Annotated in this window: 24 protein-coding genes and 1 tRNA gene; 7 read left to right on the top strand and 18 right to left on the bottom strand. The window is 69.1% G+C overall.

The genetic code is table 11. From position 1 onward, the window contains the following. Positions 1–32 precede the first annotated feature (32 nt). Positions 33–947, bottom strand: coding sequence for a DMT family transporter (locus tag BLW00_RS08840; protein WP_092552510.1), 915 nt, complete (start codon positions 945–947; stop codon positions 33–35). A gap of 42 nt (positions 948–989) precedes the next feature. On the opposite strand from BLW00_RS08840, the gene def reads away from it, so the two are divergent. Next, the gene (gene def / locus BLW00_RS08835; protein ID WP_092552507.1) at positions 990–1,556 is read left to right on the top strand and encodes a peptide deformylase; all 567 of its coding nucleotides are present in this window, start codon (positions 990–992) and stop codon (positions 1,554–1,556) included. A 27-nt stretch (positions 1,557–1,583) separates the two neighbouring features. Here def and BLW00_RS08830 read toward each other — a convergent pair whose 3' ends face one another. Together BLW00_RS08830 and BLW00_RS08825 are read right to left on the bottom strand one after the other, a co-directional pair. Further along, entirely contained in the window at positions 1,584–1,889 is a 306-nt protein-coding gene (locus tag BLW00_RS08830; protein WP_092552504.1) for an AzlD domain-containing protein, read from the bottom strand. After that, a complete protein-coding gene (locus tag BLW00_RS08825) occupies positions 1,886–2,611 on the bottom strand; it encodes an AzlC family ABC transporter permease (RefSeq protein ID WP_092554608.1) in 726 nt (241 codons plus the stop codon). Before BLW00_RS08825 ends, BLW00_RS08830 begins: the two co-directional genes overlap by 4 nt. Positions 2,612–2,731: 120 nt before the next feature. On the opposite strand from BLW00_RS08825, the gene BLW00_RS08820 reads away from it, so the two are divergent. Beyond that, positions 2,732–3,037, top strand: a complete 306-nt coding sequence (locus BLW00_RS08820) for a hypothetical protein (RefSeq protein ID WP_092552499.1) — start codon at positions 2,732–2,734, stop codon at positions 3,035–3,037. Between the two features lie 120 nt (positions 3,038–3,157). Here the strand turns inward: BLW00_RS08820 and BLW00_RS08815 are convergent. The 6 genes from BLW00_RS08815 to dusB form a co-directional block, all read right to left on the bottom strand. Then, positions 3,158–3,230 (bottom strand) — tRNA-Asn (locus tag BLW00_RS08815). A 56-nt stretch (positions 3,231–3,286) separates the two neighbouring features. Continuing rightward, on the bottom strand, positions 3,287–4,291 hold the full coding sequence (locus BLW00_RS08810; RefSeq protein WP_092552496.1) for a D-isomer specific 2-hydroxyacid dehydrogenase family protein: 1,005 nt from the start codon (positions 4,289–4,291) through the stop codon (positions 3,287–3,289). Beyond that, positions 4,291–5,217 (bottom strand): ATP-binding cassette domain-containing protein, encoded by a 927-nt coding sequence (locus tag BLW00_RS08805; protein WP_092552493.1) that lies wholly within the window; start codon positions 5,215–5,217, stop codon positions 4,291–4,293. The genes BLW00_RS08810 and BLW00_RS08805 overlap by 1 nt, the downstream gene beginning before the upstream one ends. Positions 5,218–5,242: 25 nt before the next feature. Continuing rightward, a complete protein-coding gene (dnaG, locus tag BLW00_RS08800) occupies positions 5,243–7,276 on the bottom strand; it encodes a DNA primase (protein WP_092552490.1) in 2,034 nt (677 codons plus the stop codon). A 4-nt stretch (positions 7,277–7,280) separates the two neighbouring features. Beyond that, positions 7,281–8,603, bottom strand: a complete 1,323-nt coding sequence (locus BLW00_RS08795; RefSeq protein WP_092552487.1) for a deoxyguanosinetriphosphate triphosphohydrolase — start codon at positions 8,601–8,603, stop codon at positions 7,281–7,283. Beyond that, a complete protein-coding gene (dusB, locus tag BLW00_RS08790; protein ID WP_092552484.1) occupies positions 8,593–9,819 on the bottom strand; it encodes a tRNA dihydrouridine synthase DusB in 1,227 nt (408 codons plus the stop codon). The genes BLW00_RS08795 and dusB overlap by 11 nt, the downstream gene beginning before the upstream one ends. 81 nt (positions 9,820–9,900) lie before the next feature. On the opposite strand from dusB, the gene BLW00_RS08785 reads away from it, so the two are divergent. Beyond that, on the top strand, positions 9,901–10,389 hold the full coding sequence (locus BLW00_RS08785) for an aminoacyl-tRNA deacylase (RefSeq protein ID WP_245741478.1): 489 nt from the start codon (positions 9,901–9,903) through the stop codon (positions 10,387–10,389). A 76-nt stretch (positions 10,390–10,465) separates the two neighbouring features. Here the strand turns inward: BLW00_RS08785 and BLW00_RS24240 are convergent, their stop codons facing one another. The 7 genes from BLW00_RS24240 to thyX form a co-directional block, all read right to left on the bottom strand. After that, positions 10,466–10,597, bottom strand: a complete 132-nt coding sequence (locus BLW00_RS24240; protein WP_281242399.1) for a hypothetical protein — start codon at positions 10,595–10,597, stop codon at positions 10,466–10,468. After that, entirely contained in the window at positions 10,594–11,262 is a 669-nt protein-coding gene (locus BLW00_RS08780; RefSeq protein ID WP_092552478.1) for a DsbA family oxidoreductase, read from the bottom strand. The genes BLW00_RS24240 and BLW00_RS08780 overlap by 4 nt, the downstream gene beginning before the upstream one ends. Positions 11,263–11,310: 48 nt before the next feature. Further along, on the bottom strand, positions 11,311–12,147 hold the full coding sequence (locus tag BLW00_RS08775; protein WP_245741476.1) for an isoprenyl transferase: 837 nt from the start codon (positions 12,145–12,147) through the stop codon (positions 11,311–11,313). Beyond that, entirely contained in the window at positions 12,144–12,893 is a 750-nt protein-coding gene (gene recO, locus BLW00_RS08770) for a DNA repair protein RecO (RefSeq protein ID WP_092552473.1), read from the bottom strand. Before recO ends, BLW00_RS08775 begins: the two co-directional genes overlap by 4 nt. 58 nt (positions 12,894–12,951) lie before the next feature. Next, complete coding sequence (locus BLW00_RS08765) at positions 12,952–13,626, bottom strand: GAP family protein (protein WP_092552470.1); 675 nt, start codon at positions 13,624–13,626, stop codon at positions 12,952–12,954. 96 nt (positions 13,627–13,722) lie between these two features. Then, positions 13,723–15,489 (bottom strand): 2-isopropylmalate synthase, encoded by a 1,767-nt coding sequence (gene leuA, locus BLW00_RS08760; protein WP_092552467.1) that lies wholly within the window; start codon positions 15,487–15,489, stop codon positions 13,723–13,725. Between the two features lie 388 nt (positions 15,490–15,877). Further along, the gene (gene thyX, locus BLW00_RS08755) at positions 15,878–16,606 is read right to left on the bottom strand and encodes an FAD-dependent thymidylate synthase (RefSeq protein ID WP_092552465.1); all 729 of its coding nucleotides are present in this window, start codon (positions 16,604–16,606) and stop codon (positions 15,878–15,880) included. An 84-nt stretch (positions 16,607–16,690) separates the two neighbouring features. On the opposite strand from thyX, the gene BLW00_RS08750 reads away from it, so the two are divergent. From BLW00_RS08750 to BLW00_RS08735, 4 genes are all read left to right on the top strand, one after another. Next, entirely contained in the window at positions 16,691–17,122 is a 432-nt protein-coding gene (locus BLW00_RS08750) for a thioredoxin family protein (protein WP_092554606.1), read from the top strand. After that, positions 17,119–17,592 (top strand): DUF4395 domain-containing protein, encoded by a 474-nt coding sequence (locus BLW00_RS08745; RefSeq protein WP_175494206.1) that lies wholly within the window; start codon positions 17,119–17,121, stop codon positions 17,590–17,592. The genes BLW00_RS08750 and BLW00_RS08745 overlap by 4 nt, the downstream gene beginning before the upstream one ends. Before the next feature lie 63 nt (positions 17,593–17,655). Then, positions 17,656–18,081, top strand: coding sequence for an OsmC family peroxiredoxin (locus tag BLW00_RS08740; protein ID WP_092552462.1), 426 nt, complete (start codon positions 17,656–17,658; stop codon positions 18,079–18,081). A 40-nt stretch (positions 18,082–18,121) separates the two neighbouring features. Continuing rightward, entirely contained in the window at positions 18,122–19,015 is an 894-nt protein-coding gene (locus BLW00_RS08735; protein ID WP_092552459.1) for a TIGR01777 family oxidoreductase, read from the top strand. Between the two features lie 40 nt (positions 19,016–19,055). Here the strand turns inward: BLW00_RS08735 and BLW00_RS08730 are convergent, their stop codons facing one another. Next, on the bottom strand, positions 19,056–19,499 hold the full coding sequence (locus tag BLW00_RS08730) for a tetratricopeptide repeat protein (RefSeq protein ID WP_407650961.1): 444 nt from the start codon (positions 19,497–19,499) through the stop codon (positions 19,056–19,058). Further along, the gene (dapB, locus tag BLW00_RS08725; protein ID WP_092552456.1) at positions 19,496–20,338 is read right to left on the bottom strand and encodes a 4-hydroxy-tetrahydrodipicolinate reductase; all 843 of its coding nucleotides are present in this window, start codon (positions 20,336–20,338) and stop codon (positions 19,496–19,498) included. The genes BLW00_RS08730 and dapB overlap by 4 nt, the downstream gene beginning before the upstream one ends. Between the last annotated feature and the right edge of the window lie 52 nt (positions 20,339–20,390).

The raw sequence follows: 20,390 nt of genomic DNA, 5'->3' as shown, positions 1-20,390 counted from the left end.
TCGGCGTCTCGGGGGCTGTGAAAGAACTTACCCTAGCGCTGGGCCTGAGGGTGGTAGCGCGCCAGGCCGAACACTCCCAGGATCGCCACCAGGCCGAAGGCGAGGAACGCGAAGTTCGCCCAGAGCGGCGCCTGCGACGCCTCACCGAGCACGATGATGCCGATCGCCACCGCCACCAGCGGATCGATCACGGTGAGCCCGGCGATCACGAGGTCGGGCGGCCCGGAGGCGTAGGCGTTCTGCACGAAGTAGCCGCCGAGCGCTGCGGCGGCCAGCAGCCCCACCAGCGCGAGCACGGTGAGCCACTCGAAATGCGCCTGGAAGATGCGGCTGATGACGACCTTCGCGAGTGTGGCGACGAATCCGTAGAGCACGCCGGCGCCCACGATGTAGGCGATGGCTTTGAAGCGCTTGCGCAAGAAGACGAAGGTCGCCGCGAACAGCAGCAGAACGATGGCCAGCACGATCAGGATGATGATGAGGTCGGCCGTGGTGACCGGCTTGTCGACCGCGGTGAAGGCCGCCACGAGCACGAACAGGCCCACGCCGCCCACACAGAGCACGATGGAGATGACGGAGCTGCGGTTCAGCTTCACGCGACTGATTCGCGAGTTCAGGATGGCCGTGATCACGAGGGCCACCGCGCCGAGCGGCTGCACCACGATGATCGGCGAGAAACCGAGACTGGTGAGCTGGAAGACGATGGCGAGCCCGAGCATCAGGGTGCCGATGACCCACGACGGGCGGCTGAGCAGCGCCATCAGTTGGCGCACGCTCAGACCCTTGTCGGCATCGTGGGTGTTCGCCTCGACCTTGGTGACCCCGCGGTGCTGGAACTGCGCGCCCAGGCTGAGGAAGATCGCGCCGACCAGAGCGATCGGGATGCCGATGAATTGCTTCGGGTCGAGCGCGATCTGATCGCTGAGCTCGAACAGTTCAGGAGGCACCCATCGACAGTACCCTGGAAGCCTCGCCGTTAGGCTTAGCGAATGGCCGTTCTCCCGATTCGGATCTCCGGAGATCCTGTTCTGCACTCCCCCGCCTCCCCGGTCTCCGCGATCGACGACGAACTGCGCCGCCTGGTCGACGACATGTTCGAGACCATGGATGCCGCTCCGGGCGTCGGCCTCGCCGCACCGCAGGTGGGCGTGCCGCTGCGCCTGTTCGTCTACAGCTGGACGGACGATCAGGACGTTCTCCACCGCGGCGTCGCGATCAACCCCGAGCTGTTCGTCACCCCCACCTCGATCGAACCGGCCGACCCCGACACCGAGTCGGAGGGCTGCCTCTCCTTCCCGGGCCCGCGCTTCCCGCTGGCGCGCGGTGCGGCGGCGATCCTGCGCGCCACCGATCTCGACGGCACGGGGTTCGAGATCGAAGCCGACGGATGGCTGGCCCGCATCTTCCAGCACGAGTTCGACCACCTCGACGGCCTGCTCTACATCGACCGGCTCGACCGGGCGTATGCGAAAGCGGTGACGAAGATCACCCGCAAGAAAGGTTGGGGCGTCGAGGGCAACTCCTGGCTGCCCGGGATCGACGACCTCGACGCGTGAGCCGCGGCATCCGGATGCCGCGTCGGTCTAGGTGAGCGCGCGGATGAGGGCCGCGACCGCCGCTGCGGCGATCACCACGACGACGAACGGCACGCGGAGCGCATAGAGTCCCGCCGCCACCAGCACGGCCGGCAGCCGCGCATCCACCTGGATCGACTGCCCGGCACCGAGCGTCTGCACCGCGATCAGTGCGGCCAGGAGCGCGACCGTCATGAGGTTCGCGATGCGCGCGACCGTGGGGTGTTCGAAGGCGCGCGGCGGGATGAGGTAGCCCGCCACCTTCAGCGCCAGGCAGATGATCGAAGCCAGGATGACGACGTTCCAGGCGCTCACGAGGCGCCCTCCTGGCCGGGCGTTCGGCGACTGCGGTCGAGCAGGTTGAACGCGCCGACCACGACGGCCACCACCGCTGCCACCAGCACCGGCAGCCCTGGCGTGAGGAACGGCGTGAGGATCGCCGCGACGAACGCGGCCCCCACCGCCACGGCTTGGGTCTGGCGCTCCTTCAGCCGGGGCCAGAGCAGGCCGAGGAAGGCTGCGGCGGCCGCGGCATCCAGCCCGTAGGCGCTCACGTCGCCCAGCAGGTCGCCGATGAGGGCGCCGACCAGGGTGGTGAGGTTCCAGCCGAGGTAGATCAGGATGCCGGTCGCCCAGAAGCCCACCCGCTGGGCCGCGGGCGTGCGCTGGGCGGTCGAGACCGCGACCGACTCGTCGATCGTGATCTGCGCGGCGGCGGCGCGCTTGAAGAATCCGGGGCCGATGACGGGCGACATCCGGATCGAGTAGAAGACGTTGCGTGTGCCGAGCAGGGCGGCACTCGTGACCGCTGCGGGGCCGGCGGCGAGACCCCCCGAGGCGAGCACGCCGATGAGGGCGAACTGGGAGCCGCCGGTGAACATGACGAGGCTGAGGAAGCAAGTCTGCCAGATGTCGAGACCAGACAGCGTAGCGAGGGCCCCGAAGGAGACTCCGTATGCGGCCGTGGCCACGCCGACCGCCAGAGCGGCCCGGATGGCGGCTGTCTCGTCGGGGGTTCGCCGGGGAGCGCGGGGCATCATCCGATGATGGCAGAGTGCATCCGAAACTGGGAAAACAACCCCTTTGCACCGCGATTCGGTCGGCGTAGATTCTGTTTCGACGCAGTGCTACTACTCACAGTGGAAAGCAGACGGTCCATGCCGATTGAACACGAGTACAGCCGGGTGATCCACCACGGTGGACGCAGCTTCTTCGCCACCACCACGATGTCCGACATCTTTATCGCGCACGCCCGCGACACGGCCGAACGCGGCGACACCGAGTTGGTGCCGCTCCTGCACAAGGGCGGAGTCGAGCTGCTCTTGATCGGGCCGCTGACCCGGGTCGCCGTGAGCGAGATCGAGGTGGGTACGGCGAGCGAGAAGACCCCGATCCAGCCCGCTCCCGCGCACCCGGCGACGCCCATCATGACGCCTGCCGCACGTCATCGCGTCGCGGGCTGATCCGGCCCCGTCTGCCCTATCCGCCCGAGCCCGGGCGGCCTCGAGCGACGCCCGACAGCGCGCCGGGGCGCACGGCCCGAAACGAAGAAAGGCCCCGCGGGTGGAGCCGCGAGGCCTTCGCTCCCCGACTTGGACTCGAACCAAGAACCTGCCGGTTAACAGCCGGCTGCTCTGCCAATTGAGCTATCGAGGAATGTTGCTGAAACAGCTTCAATACAATATCACTGATTCGGCGGCGGGTTTGACCACTCAGTAGCCCGCCCGGGGGTCGACCCGTCCAGCGAAGTCGCCGTCGCCGAGCAGGGCACGCACGTTGTGCCGCACCCGCGCGGCGAGCAGCGGAGCCGTCATCTCGGGCGTGTCCGCGGTGTGCGGGGTGATGATCACGCGAGGCTCCGACCAGAGCGGATGCCCGTCGGGCAGCGGCTCCGGATCGGTCACGTCGAGCCCGGCGCCGGCGATCTCCCCGGCGGCCAGCGCGGCGACGAGGGCATCCGTGTCGACCAGGCCTCCGCGGGCGACGTTCACGAGATATGCCGTTCGCTTCATACGTTCGAATTGCAACGCGCCGAGCAGCTTCTCGGTTCCGGATGTCAGCGCCGCAGCCACCACCACGACGTCGGCATCGGCCAGCACATCGTCCAGTCGGTCGTTCGTCACGGTGCGGTCAGCACTCGGCACGACCTGCTCGGAGCGGCGCACGATGGTCGACTCGACGCCGAAGGGCTCGAGCAGGCGGAGGAGCTCGAGGGCGATGCCGCCCGCGCCGATGACGACGACGTTCAGACCGTAGAGCGACCAGCCCGACTTCTCTCCCCACGTGGTGGCCGGGATGCGGTCGGGCAGGTCGCGCAGGAGAGCCAGGGTGAGCATCAGCGCGTGCTCGGCCACCGGCTGGGCGTATGCGCCCTTGGCGCTGGTCCAGATGAGGTCGGGGCGGTCGTGGGTGCGGATCACCTCGGCGAAGGCGTCGACGCCGGCCCACGGCAATTGCACCCATTGCACCTGCGGGTTGGCCTCGAGGGCGCGGGCGAACTCGTCGGCTCCGTCGGACGTCAGCCAGACGATGCCGCGGGTGTCGGCATCCAGCGCCCCGACGATGCCGCCGGCCGCCTCGATCGCCTGCACGAACAGCGGCGATTCGGTCGGGAGCACCGCGACGGGGCCCGGCTGCGGCCGGTCACCGGCAGGGAGGGCCTCGGCGGGCACCGCGAGCACCTCCCGGTGGCGGCTCGTGTAGGCGGGGCGCGCCATCAGCGGTTCTCGTCGCGGTCGGGTGCGGCTCCCGCGTCGGACTCGCTGCCGTCTTCGTCTCCGTCGCCCTCGCCCTCGCCCTCGTCGTCCTCGTCGTCGTCGAAGTCGTCGTCGGCCTCGTCGCTGTAGGTCTCGCGGGCGAGGCCCGCGACGTAGGGGTGGCGCGGATCGGAGAGCACCTCGTCGATTCCGCCGAGCCCGACCACGACACCCTCGTGGATGACGGCGATGCGGTCGACGGAACGCCGCAGCGCAGCCAGGTCGTGGCTGACGATGAGCGCGCTGGCCCCGCGCGAACGCTGCAGCCCGGCGATGACGTCGACCACGGCGCCGCGCACCGAGACGTCGACGCCCGCCGTGGGCTCGTCGGCGATCAGCAGCACGGGATCGAGGATGAGTCCGCGCGCGATCGCCACGCGCTGCCGCTGGCCGCTGGAGAGCTCGTGGGGCTGCTTCAGCATCGAACCCACGGGCAGCAGGAGCGCATCCACCAGCGTGGCCGCCTTCAGGCCCGCCTCGTGGCGGTTGTAACGCTTGTCGCGAAGAAAGAGGGGCTCGGCCACCAGCTCGGCCACCGTCATGTTCGAGGTGAGGTTCGACCCGGCATCCTGCGCCACGTACCCGACGCCGAGCGTGAGCTTGTTGAGCTTCGACCGCTTGAGGCCGCGCATCTCGAAGCCCAGCACGTCGAGGCTGCCGCCGATGATTCGGGGCGAGTTGTCCTTCGAGCCGCGAACGGCGGCCTGACCGGATGCCACGTGGGCCAGGGTCGATTTTCCCGAGCCGCTGGAACCGACGAGGCCCACGATCTCGCCCGGTTCGATCGTCAGAGTGAAGCCCTTCACCGCCGTGAACGCCGAGCTCACGCTGTGGGCCGGGTATTCGATGGTGACGTCGGAGGCGGTGAGTACGTATCGGTCAGCCATAGGATTCGAGCCTATTCGCTAACCCCTAGTCGGCTTGCAAGGCGCGGCGGTCGGCCTCGAGTTGCACGAGTTCGCGCTGGATCTCCCGGTAGAGCACGGGATTCTCGACCGCGTCGGTTCGCTGCAGCCGCCCCTTCACGTCTTCTTTACGGCGCAGGAGATGCCGCTGGATGAGGTCGCGCGTGATGCGGCGCAGGTAGATCTGCGGCTCGCGATCCGGGCGCTCAGGTATCGGCGCGACGGCGAGCTCCTCGACCAGCCGGCGGTACTCCTCCGGCAAGTCGGCCTGGATCACGGTGACCCAGTCCTGCCGCTCGAAGGAGTCGACGTTGCGACCGATCGCGTCGCGGATCGCCGCGAGCGGCGCGTTGCTGAACCCGCAGGCGCTGGCCTGCAGCAGCAGGTCTTGACCCACCACGGTCGGCGCCTGCAGCATCGCCATCAGCGCGTCGCGCTCCGTGCGCGCGGCGGTCGTGCCCGGGAGCTGCGTGATCGTGACGCTGGGGCGCACCACGGGCGCCTCCTGCAACGAGGTGACAGAGGCGACGAGCGGATCGCCGGCCGGGTCGACCCGACGGTCGGTGATCACGAGAGTGCCGGGCGCTCCCGGGGTTCCGTGGCCGCCCGGGCCGCTGGTGCCCGAGCCTCCGGGAGTGCCGGAGAGCTCACGGATCGGTCGGTCGCCGTGGCCGCGCTCCGCCCCGCCCCGCTCGTTCCGGTCGCCGCCGGAAGCGCTGCGCGTTCGCGACGCGCTCTCCACCGCGCGCCGCACGTCGTCGAGCTCCATCGCGAGCATCTTGGCGAGCTGGCGGGTGTAGGCGGGCCGCAGGGCGGAGTCGCGGATGTCGGCCACGATGGGCGCCGCATCCCGCAACGCCGCGACGCGCCCCTCGACGGTCTCGAGATCGTAGGCCGAGAGCTTCTGCTTGATCACGAACTCGAACATCGGCTTCTTGCCCTTGACCATCCGCCGCACCGCGTCGTCGCCCTTGGCGAGGCGGAGGTCGCACGGGTCGAGGCCATCGACCCCGACGGCCACGTAGGTCTGGGCGGCGAAGCGCTGCTCCTCGCTGAAGGCGCGCAGGGCGGCCTTCTGGCCGGCGGCATCCGGGTCGAAGGTGAAGACGACCTCGCCGAGGCCCGCACTGTCGTCGGAGAGCACCCGGCGCATGATCTTGATGTGCTCGACCCCGAAGGAGGTGCCACAGGTGGCCACCGCCGTGGTGACGCCGGCGAGGTGGCAGGCCATCACATCGGTGTAGCCCTCCACCACCACGACCTGTCGGCTGCGCGCGATGTCGCGCTTGGCGAGATCGAGCCCGTAGAGCACCTGCGCCTTGTGGTACACCAGCGTCTCGGGGGTGTTGAGGTACTTCGGCCCTTTGTCGTCGTCGAACAGGCGACGGGCGCCGAAGCCGACCGTCTGGCCGGTCTGATCGCGGATCGGCCAGATCAGCCGCCCGCGGAAGCGGTCGTAGGTGCCCCGATCGCCCGAACTCAGCAGCCCGGCTTCGCTGAGCTCCTTCTCGGTGAAGCCGCGGCTCTTGAGGTGCTTGCCCAGGTTGTCCCACCCCTGCGGCGCGTAGCCCACCCCGAAGTGGGCGGCGACGGATGCATCGAAGCCGCGTTCGCCGAGGAAGGCCCGCGCCGTGTCGGCCCCCGGCATGGTGAGCTGCTCGGCGAAATACTCCCGCGCGGCCTCGTTGGCCGCCAGGAGGCGTGCCCGATTGCCTTGGTCGACCGCGGCACCGCCGTCTTCGTAGTGCAGCTGATAGCCGATCTTCGCGGCGAGGCGCTCCACCGCCTCGGCGAAGGTCACGTGGTCCATCTGCTGCAAGAACTTGTAGACGTCGCCGCCCTCGCCGCACCCGAAGCAGTGGTAGAAGCCGACTTGCGGACGCACGTGGAAACTCGGCGACCGCTCGTCGTGGAACGGGCAGAGCCCCTTCAACGAGCCGGAACCCGCGCTCTTCAGCGTGACGTAGTCGCCCACGACGTCGGCGATGTTGATCCGGGAGCGGACTTCGTCGATGTCGCTCCGACGTATCAGCCCTGCCATGTCTCTAGGATACGTTCCGGCTACCGACACGGAGGCCGGAGGCGTGGACTTCGACCAACCGGGCGTGCCAGGCCTCGGCGGTCTGGTCGGTGAGGCTCGCCACCTGGTCGACCACGATGCGCTTGCGCTCGGCGTCCCCGGCGGCGCGGCGCCAGTCGTCGGCGAACGCCGTGTCGAGCGCCCGGCCGTCGGATTCCCAGAGGGCGTCGGCCAGTTCGAGCAGCAGAATGCGCTGCTTCGAGTAGATGGGCTGCCGAGCGTCGTTGCTCATCACGAACACCGACACGATGCCCTTCAGCGTGGCGATCTCGGCCTCGACCCAGGGCGGCACCACCACGTCGGCGCCGTAGCGCGTGATGCTGGTGGCCGGGAACGACTCCCGGGTGGCCCGCGTGGCCGCGCCCGCGAATCGCCCGATGAGTTGGCTGGTGAGGTTCTTCAGCTTCGCGTGCGCCTGCCGCGAGTCGTTCCATTCCGAGAGCCAGACCTGGAGGGAGTCGAGGCGTTCGAAGGCCTCGGTGAGGTCGTCGAGACTGAACGCCCCGCCGGCGCGGGAGTGGATGCTGCGGATGAGCGCCGAGTGGTCGGCGCGCGCCCCGAGCACCGAGACGTCGATGTAGCCGTTCAGCACCGCGTCTTCGAAGTCGTGCACCGAGTAGGCGATGTCGTCGGACAGGTCCATCACCTGCGCCTCGACGCAGAGTTTGCGCGCCGGAGCGCCCCGGCGGAGCCAGTCGAACACCGGCGCGTCGTCGTCGTAGACGCCGTATTTCAGCCGACCGCTGGCGTCCGGGACCGGGTCGGAGACCGTCCAGGGGTATTTGCAGCTCGCGTCGAGGCTCGCCCGCGTGAGGTTCAGCCCGACACTGCGCCCCTCGTCGTCGAAGACCTTCGGCTCGAGCCGCGTGAGGATGCGCAGGCTCTGTGCGTTGCCCTCGAACCCCCCGATGTCGCGAGCCCAGTCGTTGAGCGCCCGCTCGCCGTTGTGGCCGAACGGCGGATGGCCGAGGTCGTGCGCGAGGCACGCGCTGTCGACCACGTCGGGATCGAGGTCGAGGCTGTTCGCGAGTTCACGACCCACCTGTGCCACCTCGAGCGAGTGGGTGAGGCGGTTGCGCGCGAAGTCGGCCACCACGGCCGGGCTCAGCACCTGGGTCTTGGCTGCCAGTCGGCGCAGCGACGAGGAGTGCAGGATGCGCGCCCGATCGCGCGCGAAGTCGCTGCGGCGGGTGTAGTGCTCCTCGGGCCGGAATCGCTCGGCGTCGGCCTCGGAGTAGCCCTTCGTGGGCGTGGCGGTCGACAGGTTGTGCAGGGGCTCAGCCACCACTGTGACTCAGTTCTGCCTCGGCGAGATCGACCCGCCCGGCCTGCTCGAGCGAACGCGACTGCAGCCAGCCCTCCGGCAGTGCCGGGTTCTTCGGGCTGCCGGCCCGGCCGCGCGGGCCCTCGGCGTCGGCGCCCGGGTAGGGCTCCGACCAGTCGAGGGTGGCGAGGATCTCGTCCATCTGCGTAAGGCTCGTGACCGTGCTGAGCGCCGCGCGCACCTCGTGGCCCGCGGGGTAGCCCTTCAGATACCACGCGATGTGCTTGCGGATGTCGCGGCAGGCGCGGTCTTCGTCGCCGAAGAACTCCACCAGCAGCTCGGTGTGCCGACGCAGTGTGCGCGCCACGTCTCCGAGCGAGGGCGCCGCCCGCAGGGCCTCGGCATCCTCGGCCGTGAGCTCGCCGGCCCGCACCCGGAACGCCGCCGCGAGGTCGCCGAAGAGCCACGGCCGCCCGAGACATCCCCGGCCGACGACGACCCCGTCGCATCCGGTCTCGTCGACCATGCGAAGCGCGTCTTCGCCCGACCAGATGTCGCCGTTGCCGAGCACCGGGATGCTCGTGATGGTCTCTTTGAGCCGCGCGATGGCCGACCAGTCGGCCTGCCCGCTGTAGAAGTCGGCAGCGGTGCGCGCGTGCAGGGCGATGGCCTTCACCCCGGCGCCTTCGGCGGCGCGGGCCGCCTCGAGGTAGGTGAGGTGATCGGTGTCGATGCCCTTGCGCATCTTGACGGTGACCGGGATGTCTCCCGCCGCATCCACCACCGACTCCACGATCTCGCGGAAGAGATCGAGCTTCCAGGGCAGTGCCGCTCCCCCGCCCTTGCGCGTGACCTTGGGCACCGGGCAGCCGAAGTTCATGTCGATGTGGTCGGTGCGGTCTTCTTCGACGAGGATGCGCGCGGCCTGCGCCATGGTGGCCGGATCGACCCCGTAGAGCTGGATGGAGCGCGGCGTCTCGGAGGGGTGGTGCGCGATGAGCCGCATCGTCTCGGGCGTGCGCTCGACCAGCGCACGGCTCGTGATCATCTCGCTGACGTAGAGCCCCGCGCCGAATTCGCGGCAGAGCCGCCGGAACGCGGTGTTCGTGATGCCCGCCATGGGCGCGAGCACGACCGGCACGTCGAGCCGGATGGGCCCGATGGCGAGCTTCTCGTCGAGCGCGGTCGACGGGTCGCCGACGCCGTCGAGCGCGGGAGCAGTGAGTGTTGGAGTGGACATCGTGGTCAATTCTCCCAGACTGGCGCCGGGGGTGTGTCGGGAACGGGAATCCTGTGGACAACCGGGCGGTTGAACCGGATTGTGAACAACCAGAACGGCATCGACCGAGTGCAGCAGGACGCCGAGGCCCGGGGCATCCCGGTGGAGATCGTGGAGCGGCCGGCCGCCGACTCGCTGGAAGGCGCCGCGGCGCTGCTCGGCCTCGCGCCCGGCGACATCATGAAGAGTCTCGTCGTGAAGCGCCATGACGGCGACTTCCTGTTCGCCCTCATCCCGGGCGACCGCCAGATCAGCTGGCCGAAGCTGCGCACCCTGGTGGGAGTCAACAAACTCTCGATGCCGCATCAGGATGTCGCGCTGGAGGCCACGGGCTACGAGCGCGGCACGATCACCCCGCTCGGTTCGAGCACCGCCTGGCCGGTCTACCTCGACGCTTCCTTCACCGGCAAGCGTGTGGCGATGGGCGCCGGAGCGCACGGTCACAGCGCGTTCGTCGACGCCGACGCCTTGGCCACGGGCCTGGACGCGGTGGTCGCCGACATCTCCGACCCGCTCCCGCCCCGAGACTGACATCGACCCGTCAGTTGATGCCGCTATCCGACGTTCATAGCGGCACCAACTGACGGGTCGACACGATTGCGCGGGGTCAGATCGCGCAGGCGTCGCCCTCGCAGGCGGCGCCCGCATCGCCGATGAGTGTGAGCGTCAGGGGCATCCGGGGCAGGATCTGCACGGGCTGGGGGTTCGGCTCGACCTCGTCTGCGGCATCGGGGGTCATGCGCCGACCTCTGTCTTCTCGTCGGTCACCTGGCGCAGCACCTGCGCGAAGGTCGCCGGATCTTGCGCGCCCGAGACGCCGTACTTGCCGTCGACGACGAAGAACGGCACGCCCTGGATGCCGTAGGCGATCGCGGTCTGCTGGTCGGCCCGCACGTCGGCGAGGTACTCGTCGCTGCTGAGCGAGCGCACCACGTCGTCGCGGTCGAACCCGAGCTCCACGGCGAGGTCGGCCAGGCCGTCGATCGTGCCGACCTGCCGGCCGTCGACGAAGTAGGCCTTCAGGAGACGCTCCTTCGCCTCGAGCTGCATTCCGCGCGCCTTGGCGTAATGGATGAGCTGGTGGGCGAGCACGGTGTTGGCGTGCTTGAGGTTGCCGTAGTCGTAGTCGAGCCCCACAGACGCGGCGATGCCGGTGACGCGCTCGAGCATCGGCCCGATCTGCTCCGGCGGGAAGCCCTTCGTGGCGAGGAACTCCTCGTGCGATCCGTGGAAGTCCACGGGCGTGTCAGGCGAGAGCTCGAAGCTGTGGTATTCGATCTCGACGGGCACGGCACCCTCGTCGCCCTCGTACTCGGCGATGCCGTACTCGAGCTTGCGTTTGCCGATGTAGCACCAGGGGCAGGCGATGTCGGACCAGATGTCGATCTTGATGGCGTCACTCACACAGAAGCCAACCCGCGCATTCGCGATCTCATTCCGCGATGCGCGCGTTCATTCGCCGATGTCGTCGTCGAGGTCGTCACCGGCCGCCCGCGGCGCATCCACCGCCCCGCCGAACCGCCGGTTGCGGCCGGCGTAGCGCTCGATCGCCTGCCACAGGTCGACCCGTGTGAAGTCGGGCCAGAGCCGGTCGAGGAACACCATCTCGGCGTAGGCCGACTGCCAGGGCAGGAAGTTCGACGTGCGCTGCTCCCCCGACGACCGCACGAACAGGTCGACGTCGGGCAGCTCGGGCACGTAGAGGCGCTTCTGTATGAGCTTCTCCGACACCGCGGACGGACGGATGCGCCCCGCCGCCACGTCGTCGGCGATCGACCGCACCGCATCCGTGATCTCGTTGCGGCCGCCGTAGTTGACGCACATGGTGAGCGTCAGCGTCGAGTTCGCCGCAGTGAGCCGCTCGGCGAATTGCAGCTCCTTGATGACGGATGCCCACAGTCGCGGCTTGCGGCCGGCCCAGCGGATGCGCACCCCCCACTCGTTCAGCTGGTCGCGGCGGCGGTGCAGCACCTCCCGGTTGAACCCCATGAGGAAGCGCACCTCTTCGGGCGAGCGCTTCCAGTTCTCGGTGGAGAACGCGTAGACCGAGACGTGCTTCACGCCGATCTGGATGGCGCCGGCCACCACGTCGAGCAGCGCCGCTTCACCCGCTCGGTGCCCCTCGATACGGGTGAGGCCGCGCTGGTTGGCCCAGCGGCCGTTGCCGTCCATCACGATCGCCACGTGCTTCGGCACCGCGGCGGCAGGCACCTCGGGCGGCTGGAGCCCCGTCCAGTCCAGGGGCCGGAAGGGCTCCGCCAGCGGGGAGGTCTTGCGAACGGGACTCACGTGGGTTGGACCTTCTTCGTCTGCGACCGTTCGACGTGCTCGAGCGATCGGAGCCCGCGTTCCAGGTGCCATTGGGTGTACGCCGCCACGATACCGCTCGCTCGAGAACGGGTGCCGGGTTCCGAGGCGTCGGCCGTGGCCCAATCGCCCGTGAGCAGGGCGCCGAGCAGGCCCAGGGTGCCGGGATCGAGGCGCGGGGTGCCGGGTGGTGCCACCTCGTCGCTCACCACGCCGCCGAGCTGCACGACGAAGGCCGAATGCGGCCCGGCTTCGCCCGTCACCGCGCAGTCGTGGAAGCTCGGCGCCCAGCCGGCCATCGAGAGCGCACGCAGGAGGTAGGAGTCGAGGGTGAGCGTGGGTCCGTGCTCGCCGCGCGCCAGCGAGCGCAGGGCGCCGACGAGCAGCAGGTACTGCTGCAGCGAGGGCTCCTCCTCGGTGAGCTTGTCCGCCGTCTCCACCATCGCGCTCGCCGCGGTGTAACTGGCGTAGTCGGCCGTGATCTCGGCGCCGTACGACCCGATCGTCACCGCCTGGGTGATGGTGTCGAGGGTTCGCCCCTCGTAGAACTGCACGTCGGCCACCATGAAGGGCTCGAGCCGCGCGCCGAACTTCGAGGCGGTGCGCCGCACTCCGCGGGCCACGGCCCGCACCTTGCCGTGCTGCCGGGTGAGCAGCGTGACGATGCGATCGGCCTCACCCAGCTTGTGGGTGCGCAGCACGACGGCTTCATCTCGGTAAACGGGCACCTGTCAAGTATCCCCCGCGCCACCGACGGAGAGCCGAGCGACCCGGAGTCGACCCGGATCAGAAGGCCTCGAACGCCCGCCCGAGTTGCAGAGCGCCGAGCAAGACGAAGAGCACGGCGAGGATCACGTTGTTGTGGCGGATCAGGCCGGCCTTGGCCGAGGCGAGTCCGCCCGCGATGCGCGGCGACGTCGAGCCTCCGACGATGGTGAGCAGGATCAGCCCGAGACCGGCGACGACCGCGAACACGGCAGTGCAGAGGAACACCAGCGACCAGGCCAGGTCCACCGATCCGATGACCGAACCGGCCGCGATGGCGATCGGCACGTTCTTGATGTTCGCGACGCCGAGCAGCGCACCGAGACCGGCCGACTTGACCACACCGAAGGAGTCCATGGCGGCGAGCCATTTCGGCTCGACGGGCGCGGCATCCTTCTTCGGCCGCTTCTGCCAGCTCCGGAAGGCGAGGTAGAAGAAGAGCGCGGCGAACGCGAAGCCGATCACGAGGTGGAACACCGTCGCGAAGAACGAATCGTTCTGCGTGGTGCCCTTCGATCCGGAAGAAAGGGCCAGTGTGAGGGCGAAGAACGCCACCACGAAGGCGACCGTGAAGGCGACGGCGTTGCGCCGGCCCCGCGGGCCGAGCAGCAGCGTGATCACGGCCACCAGCGGCATGGGCGAGATGATCACCGCGAAAGCGAGAGGAAGCACCTCCCCCAAGGCATGCCAGAACATGGGCTCACTCTAGCGGTCTCGCGACCGATGCCAGGTAGCGCGAAGTGCGACATGAGGCGACCAGAAGTCGCACTTCGCGCTACCCGGCGGCGCGGGTCAGACGGCGGCGAGCTCGCGGTCGGCGTCGCGCACGCGGATGGCGCGGTTCACCGCGCTCACCACGGCCTTGAGGCTCGCCGTCGAGATGTCGGCATCGATACCGACGCCCCACAGGCGCGTGCCATCGACCTGCAGCTCCACGTAAGCCGCTGCCAGCGCGTCGCCCGAGGCGCTCAGCGCGTGCTCGACGTAGTCGTAGAGCTTGATCTCGATGCCCTGCTCGCTCATCACGTTGAGGAACGCCGCGATCGGACCATTGCCGGTGGCGCTCGTCTCGATCACGTCCTCACCCACCCGCAGCTCGACCTCGAGCGAGACCGACCCGCTCAGGTCGCTCGCCGTCCGCGTGCGCGTGAGTTCGAAGCGGCCCCACTTGTCCTCGGCACGATCGGCCGGCGCGGGCAGGTACTCGTCGTTGAAGATCGACCAGATCTCGTCGCTCGTGACCTCGCCGCCCTCGGCATCCGTCTTCGCCTGCACGACGCCGGAGAACTCGATCTGGAGCTTCCGCGGCAGGTCGAGCGCGTGGTCGGTCTTCAGCAGGTAGGCGACGCCGCCCTTGCCCGACTGCGAGTTGACGCGGATGACCGCCTCGTAGGAGCGGCCCAAGTCTTTGGGGTCGATGGGCAGGTAGGGTACGGCCCAGACCAGCTCGTCGACGCTCTTGCCCTGGAGGGCCGCGTCGGCCTCCATCGCTTCGAAGCCCTTCTTGATCGCATCCTGGTGCGATCCGCTGAAGGCCGTGTAGACGAGGTCGCCGGCCCAGGGGCTGCGCTCGTGCACCTTCAGCTGGTTGCAGTACTCTGCGGTGCGGCGCACCTCGTCGAGGTCGCTGAAGTCGATCTGCGGGTCGATGCCCTGCGTGAACAGGTTGATGCCGAGTGCCACCAGGTCGACGTTGCCGGTTCGCTCGCCGTTGCCGAACAGGCATCCCTCGATGCGATCGGCTCCGGCCAGGTAGCCCAGTTCGGCCGCAGCCACGGCAGTTCCGCGGTCGTTGTGCGGGTGCAGCGAGATGATCACGTTCTCGCGGTGGTTCAGGTGCCGGCCCATCCACTCGATGGAGTCGGCATAGACGTTCGGCGTGGCCATCTCGACCGTCGAGGGCAGGTTGATGATGACCTTGCGCTCGGGGGTGGGCTCGAAGATCGCCAGCACCTGGTTGCAGATGTCGGCCGCGAACTCCAGCTCGGTGCCGGTGTAACTCTCGGGCGAGTACTCGTAGTACACGGTGGTCTCGGGGATCGTCTTCTCGAGCTCCCGGCACAGGCGTGCACCCTCCAGGGCGATGTCGACGATGCCCTGTCGATCGGTGCGGAACACCACGTCGCGCTGCAGGATGCTCGTGGAGTTGTAGAGGTGCACGATCGCCTGCTTGGCGCCCGCGATCGACTCGTAGGTGCGACGGATGAGGTGCTCACGCGCCTGGGTCAGCACCTGGATGGTGACGTCGTCCGGGATCGCGTTCTCCTCGATCAGCGATCGCACGAAATCGAAGTCGGTCTGCGAGGCGCTCGGGAAGCCGACCTCGATCTCCTTGTAGCCCATGCGTACCAGCAGGTCGAACATGATGCGCTTGCGCTCGGGGCTCATCGGGTCGATGAGCGCCTGGTTGCCGTCGCGCAGGTCGACGGCGCACCAGCGCGGTGCGACCTCGATGCGCTTGGCGGGCCAGGTGCGGTCAGGCAGGTCGACGGCGATCTGCTCGTGATAGGGCCGATACTTGTGGATCGGCATGGCCGATGCGGCCTGATTGTTCTTCATCGGTGCGTTCCTTCGTCAAGAGTGGTGGTCAGCCAACAGCAAACTCCGCGACGAGGGAGGCCTGAAACTAGGACTCGTCGCGGCAGCTAAGAAGGAGCAAACCGTAGAACACGAGATCAGGTTATCACGACGCGGTGCTCGCTCCAGAAGTCGAACACAACACCAAACGCCACAGCCCCCTCCCGCACGACCCGGAGAGACCCCGCGGCCGCGGAGTCGAGCGCGAGACCGAACGCAACAGGCCGTACTCGACGACCCAGGGTGAGCGCGAGGCCGCGTCAGCGACCTCACGCGAACATGTCGCCCGGCGCCGCAGAAGCGGCGGCGCCGGCAACGAGCGACGCGCGACCGCAGGCCGCGCATCGCGGGAATCGGCGAAGCGGTACCCCTACGGCGCCACCCGCCCGTTCGCGTCGAACGCCGCGCTCGTCAGCGGCATCAGCTCCGCCCAGATCTCCTCCATCTTCTCGGCGCACATCTCGATCTCGCGCTGCGGAAAGCTCGGGAAGTGCGTGTCGGCGCGCTTCGTGCGCAGCGACAGGAAGTTCATCAGCGACCGGGCGTTCATCGTGACGTACATCGAGGAGTAGATGTTCAGGGGCAGCACGATCCGGGCGACCTCACGGGCCACGCCGGCCTCGAGCATCCGTTCGTACGACTCGAAGGCGGCCGTGCTCGCGGCCTGCACCTCCGCGGCCACCAGCGCGGTCTGCTCGGGCGTGCCGGGCAGGAAGTCGTAGGCGCCGGGCTTGCCCACCTGCACGAGGTTGCGCGACGGCCCGGGCACGTAGAACACCGGGCGCAGCTGCCGGTAGCGACCCGACTCCTCGTTGTAGCTGGCGATGCGGTGCCGCATGAACTCGCGGAACACGAAGATCGGCGCCTGCACGTAGAAGGTCATCGAGTTGTGCTCGAACGGCGATCCGTGGCGGTCGCGCATCAGGTAGTTGATCAGGCCGCGGTCGCGTTTCGGATCGGCCTCGGCCCCCGTCTCGGCGGCCTCCAGGGTCTGCTCGCCCTGCGTCGACACGCGCGCCGCGAACAGCACGTCGGAGTCGTGGGCACTCGAGCGCACGAGCTCGACGGTCACATCGCTTCGGAATTCGATCGCAGTCACGTGTTCAGGTTAGCTTCCCTGCGGTTCGTAATATTCGTCATGAACGGATGCATCGGGTCGGCCTCGGCCTACGCTGCGATCACCATGAACCCTCTCCTCGCCATCGCGTTCCTCGTCGCACTCGTGGGTGTCAGCACCCTCGTGGGCTTCGGGTGGAGGTCGCGGCAGGGCGCCGCTCGTGCCGTGGCGGCCCAGCCATCCGTGTCACCCGCACTCCTCGACGCTCCCGATGCGCCCGCGCGGTTCGGCGAGCGGGCCACGCTGGTGCAGTTCTCCACCGAGTTCTGCTCGAGCTGCCCCTCCACCCGCCGTGTGCTCTCCGACATCTCCACCAGCACGAGCGGCGTCTCCTACCTCGACGTCGACGTCACGAATCGGCCCGACCTGGTTCGCCACTTCTCCATCCTGCAGACCCCCACCACCCTCATCCTCGATCGCGACGGCGTGGTGCGCACGCGCATCGGCGGCGCGGTGCGCCGGGCCGTGGTGGAGACCCGATTGAAGGAATTCGCATGATCGACCCCCGCGCGCCGCGCTTCACCGCCGGCATCACCGCCGTGCTGCTGCTCGTCACCATCGTGCTGAGCTTCGCCTATCCCACCGATCCGCAGATCGAGCCGGCTGCGCGCATCCTCTCCCCCGCTTTCCTGCTGCTCGCCGCCCTCAGCCTGCTCTTCCTCTGGGGCGCCACCGCGGGCGTCAAGCGGCACCCGTTCGGCTGGCTGTTCCGCACGCTGGTGCGCCCTCGACTCGCCCCGCCGACCGAACTCGAAGATCCGAAGCCGCCGACCTTCGCGCAATTCGTCGGCTTCGTCGTCACGTTCGCCGGTCTCGTGCTGGGGGCTCTCGGGGTTCCGTATGCCATCACGATCTTCGCCTCGCTCGCCTTCGTCGCCGCCTTTCTCAACTCGGTCTTCGGATACTGCATCGGCTGCCAGCTCTATCTGCTGCTGGTGCGCGCACGCCCGGTTTCGCGCCGCACCTGATTCGGGCCTGACGATTCCGGGCAAAGCCGAATAGTCTGGAAGCACCGACGGAGAGGTATGCCCATGACTGTCACCAGCGAGTCCACGACCGTTTGGCGAGGAGATCTCCTCACCGGGTCGGGAACGACCACGCTCGACACCTCCGAGGCCGGCACCTTCGCTGTGAACTGGAAGGCCCGCTCGGAGGGCGCCGACAGCGTCACCACGCCCGAGGAGCTGCTCGGCGCGGCGCACGCCTCCTGCTTCTCGATGGCGTTCGCGAACGCGCTCACCCGATTCGGCACCACTCCCGAATCGCTGCAGACCACCGCTGCCGTCACCTTCGACCCCGCTGAGGGCGTCACGGGCAGTCACCTGCTCGTGAGCGCCGTCGTTCCGGGCATCTCGGAAGCCGACTTCCAGCGCATCGCCGAAGAGGCGAAAGCCGGCTGCCCGATCTCGCGGGCGCTGGCCGGCATCCCGATCACCCTCGAAGCGAGCCTCGCGTAGTGGTCGCGGCGGAAGCTCACACGGGAGTGGGGACGTGTCGATGACCGGGCCGCGCACCGTGCTGATCGCCGGTGGTTCCGGGTTCATCGGAACCGAACTCGCCGCCCAGTTGCGCGCCGACGGGCACACCGTGCTCATCCTGGTGCGCCGCCCGGCGCGCACGCCGACCGAACGCACGTGGGATCCCGAGGCCCGCTGGATCAAGACCGGCATCATCGACGGCGCGGATGCCGTGGTGAACCTCTCCGGCGCGTCCATCGCACGCCTGCCCTGGACGCTGTCGTACAAGCGGGAGATCCTGCAGTCGCGCCTCCAGGCCACGTCGACGCTGGCGGATGCGATCCTGCGCTCCGAATCGCCGCCCGAGGTGTTCGTCAGCGGCTCGGCCGTCGGATTCTACGGCGACCGGCCCGGCGAGCTGCTCACCGAGACCGCGCCCGTGGGCGACGGCTTCCTGGCCAAGGTCGCGGAGGCCTGGGAGCGGGCCGCCGCACCCGCCGCCGCCCGCACCCGGGTGGTGCTGGCGCGCACCGGGCTCGTCGTCGCCGCCAACGGCGGCGCCCTGAAGCCGCTGCGGCTCATGGCCAAGGCCGGTCTCGCAGGGCCGCTCGGCTCGGGCGACCAGACCTGGCCGTGGATCAGCCTGCACGACGAGGCGGCCGCCCTCCGGCACCTGCTCGACTCGTCGCTCAGCGGACCGGTGAATCTGACCGGTCCCGAACCCGCTCCCGCGAGCCTCGTGGTGCGCGAACTGGCCGAGCAGCTGCACCGCCCCTACTGGCTGAAGACGCCCGCGTGGGCGCTGAAGGCGGCGCTGGCCGACGCCGGCAAAGACCTGCTCCTGTCCGACCAGGACGTCTCCAGTCAGATGCTCGCGGCCGACGGCTTCACCTTCCGAGACGAAACCCTCGAAAAGGCGCTGGCCGCGGTCTAGCCACCCCGCCCCCAGAACCACCCCAGCCGCCGCGCGACAGTCAGCGCTGCGCGCGCTCCAGAGCGATCGCGGTACGCAAGGCTCCACGAGCTCTCCGGCGATCCCCACTCGCGTCGTAGGCGAGGCCCAGGCGGAACCAGGCGCGCCAGTCGGTGTCGTCGGCCTCGACGGCGTCGCGGTAGACCGGGAACTCCTCGTCGGCCGCCGCTCGCAGCGGCCGCCCGCTCGCCTTCTTCGGCAGGTCGTCGACCGGCAACTCCCCCTCGCGCTCGAGCTGCTCGACCAGCTGCTGGGTGCGCAGTCCGAACATCAGCTCGCGCACCAGCGCCCAGGCCCCGACGATCGGCAGGATGATGAGCACCACTCCGATCGCGACGGCGATCGGCACCCCCGTCAGCACGAACTGCACGGCGCGTACGCCGACGAGCACGATGTAGACGGCGAGGAGCACCGCCATCAACAGCGCGGCGAAGCGGTTCTTCACGGATGCACGCTCGTGGCGGTCGCCGCCTGGCCGGAAACGTTCTCGGGGTCGGGGTCGGTGGGGGCCGGAGTCCCGGAGGCGTCATCCTGGGCCGCCGAGCCTGCCTGCCCGCCGAGGCCGATCAGCTGGTCGAGGCCCACGATCACGCCGCGCGCGGTGGCCGCTGCGGTGAGGGCCACACCGATTCCTGCCGTGTAGGCGCTCGGCGAGATGGTCTCGTGGGTGATGGTGAGCACCTCGCCCGTTCCGCCGAACACGACGTCCTGCTTGGCGACGATGCCGTTGAGACGCAGGCTGTGGATCGGGATGCTCGCCACCTGCTGTCCCCGCGCGCGCTGGTCGGTGTGGGGAGCGGCGACGGGGCCCAGGGCGGCTCGCGCCGCGCCCATCAGCTCGGCCGTGCGCACCGCGGTGCCCGAAGGCGAGTCGACCTTGGTGGAGGCGTGCGTCTCGATGATCTCGATCGAGTCGAAGTAGCGCGACGCCATCGCCGCGAACGAGGTGGCCAGCACCGAACCGAGGGAGAAGTTCGGGATGACCACGATGCCCGATGCGGGCTCGTCGCCGAGGCTGCGGCGGAGGCCCGCGATCCGGTCGGCCGACCAGCCCGAGGTGCCGATGAGCACGTTCTTGCCGTTCGCCACCGCGAACTCGACGACCTTCTGGGTGACGCCGGGGATGGTCACGTCGACCACCAGATCGGCCACCAGCATGTCGTCGAGCGTGCTCCGCGAATCCAGCGCCGCGACGAGTTCGAACTCGGGCGACTCCTCCACGAGGCCGGAGATCAGCCGACCCAACTTCCCTGTCGCGCCGACGACGGCAACCTTCGTAGTCATAGCCACCAATCTACCCGGGGCCACCGACCGCGACGCCCGCGCGCCCGCCGCG

It is taken from the genome of Herbiconiux ginsengi (genome assembly GCF_900107435.1).
Taxonomy (GTDB): domain Bacteria; phylum Actinomycetota; class Actinomycetes; order Actinomycetales; family Microbacteriaceae; genus Herbiconiux; species Herbiconiux ginsengi.
Note: the sequence above shows the minus strand (reverse complement) of the source record. Positions and strands in the feature narration are given on the sequence as shown.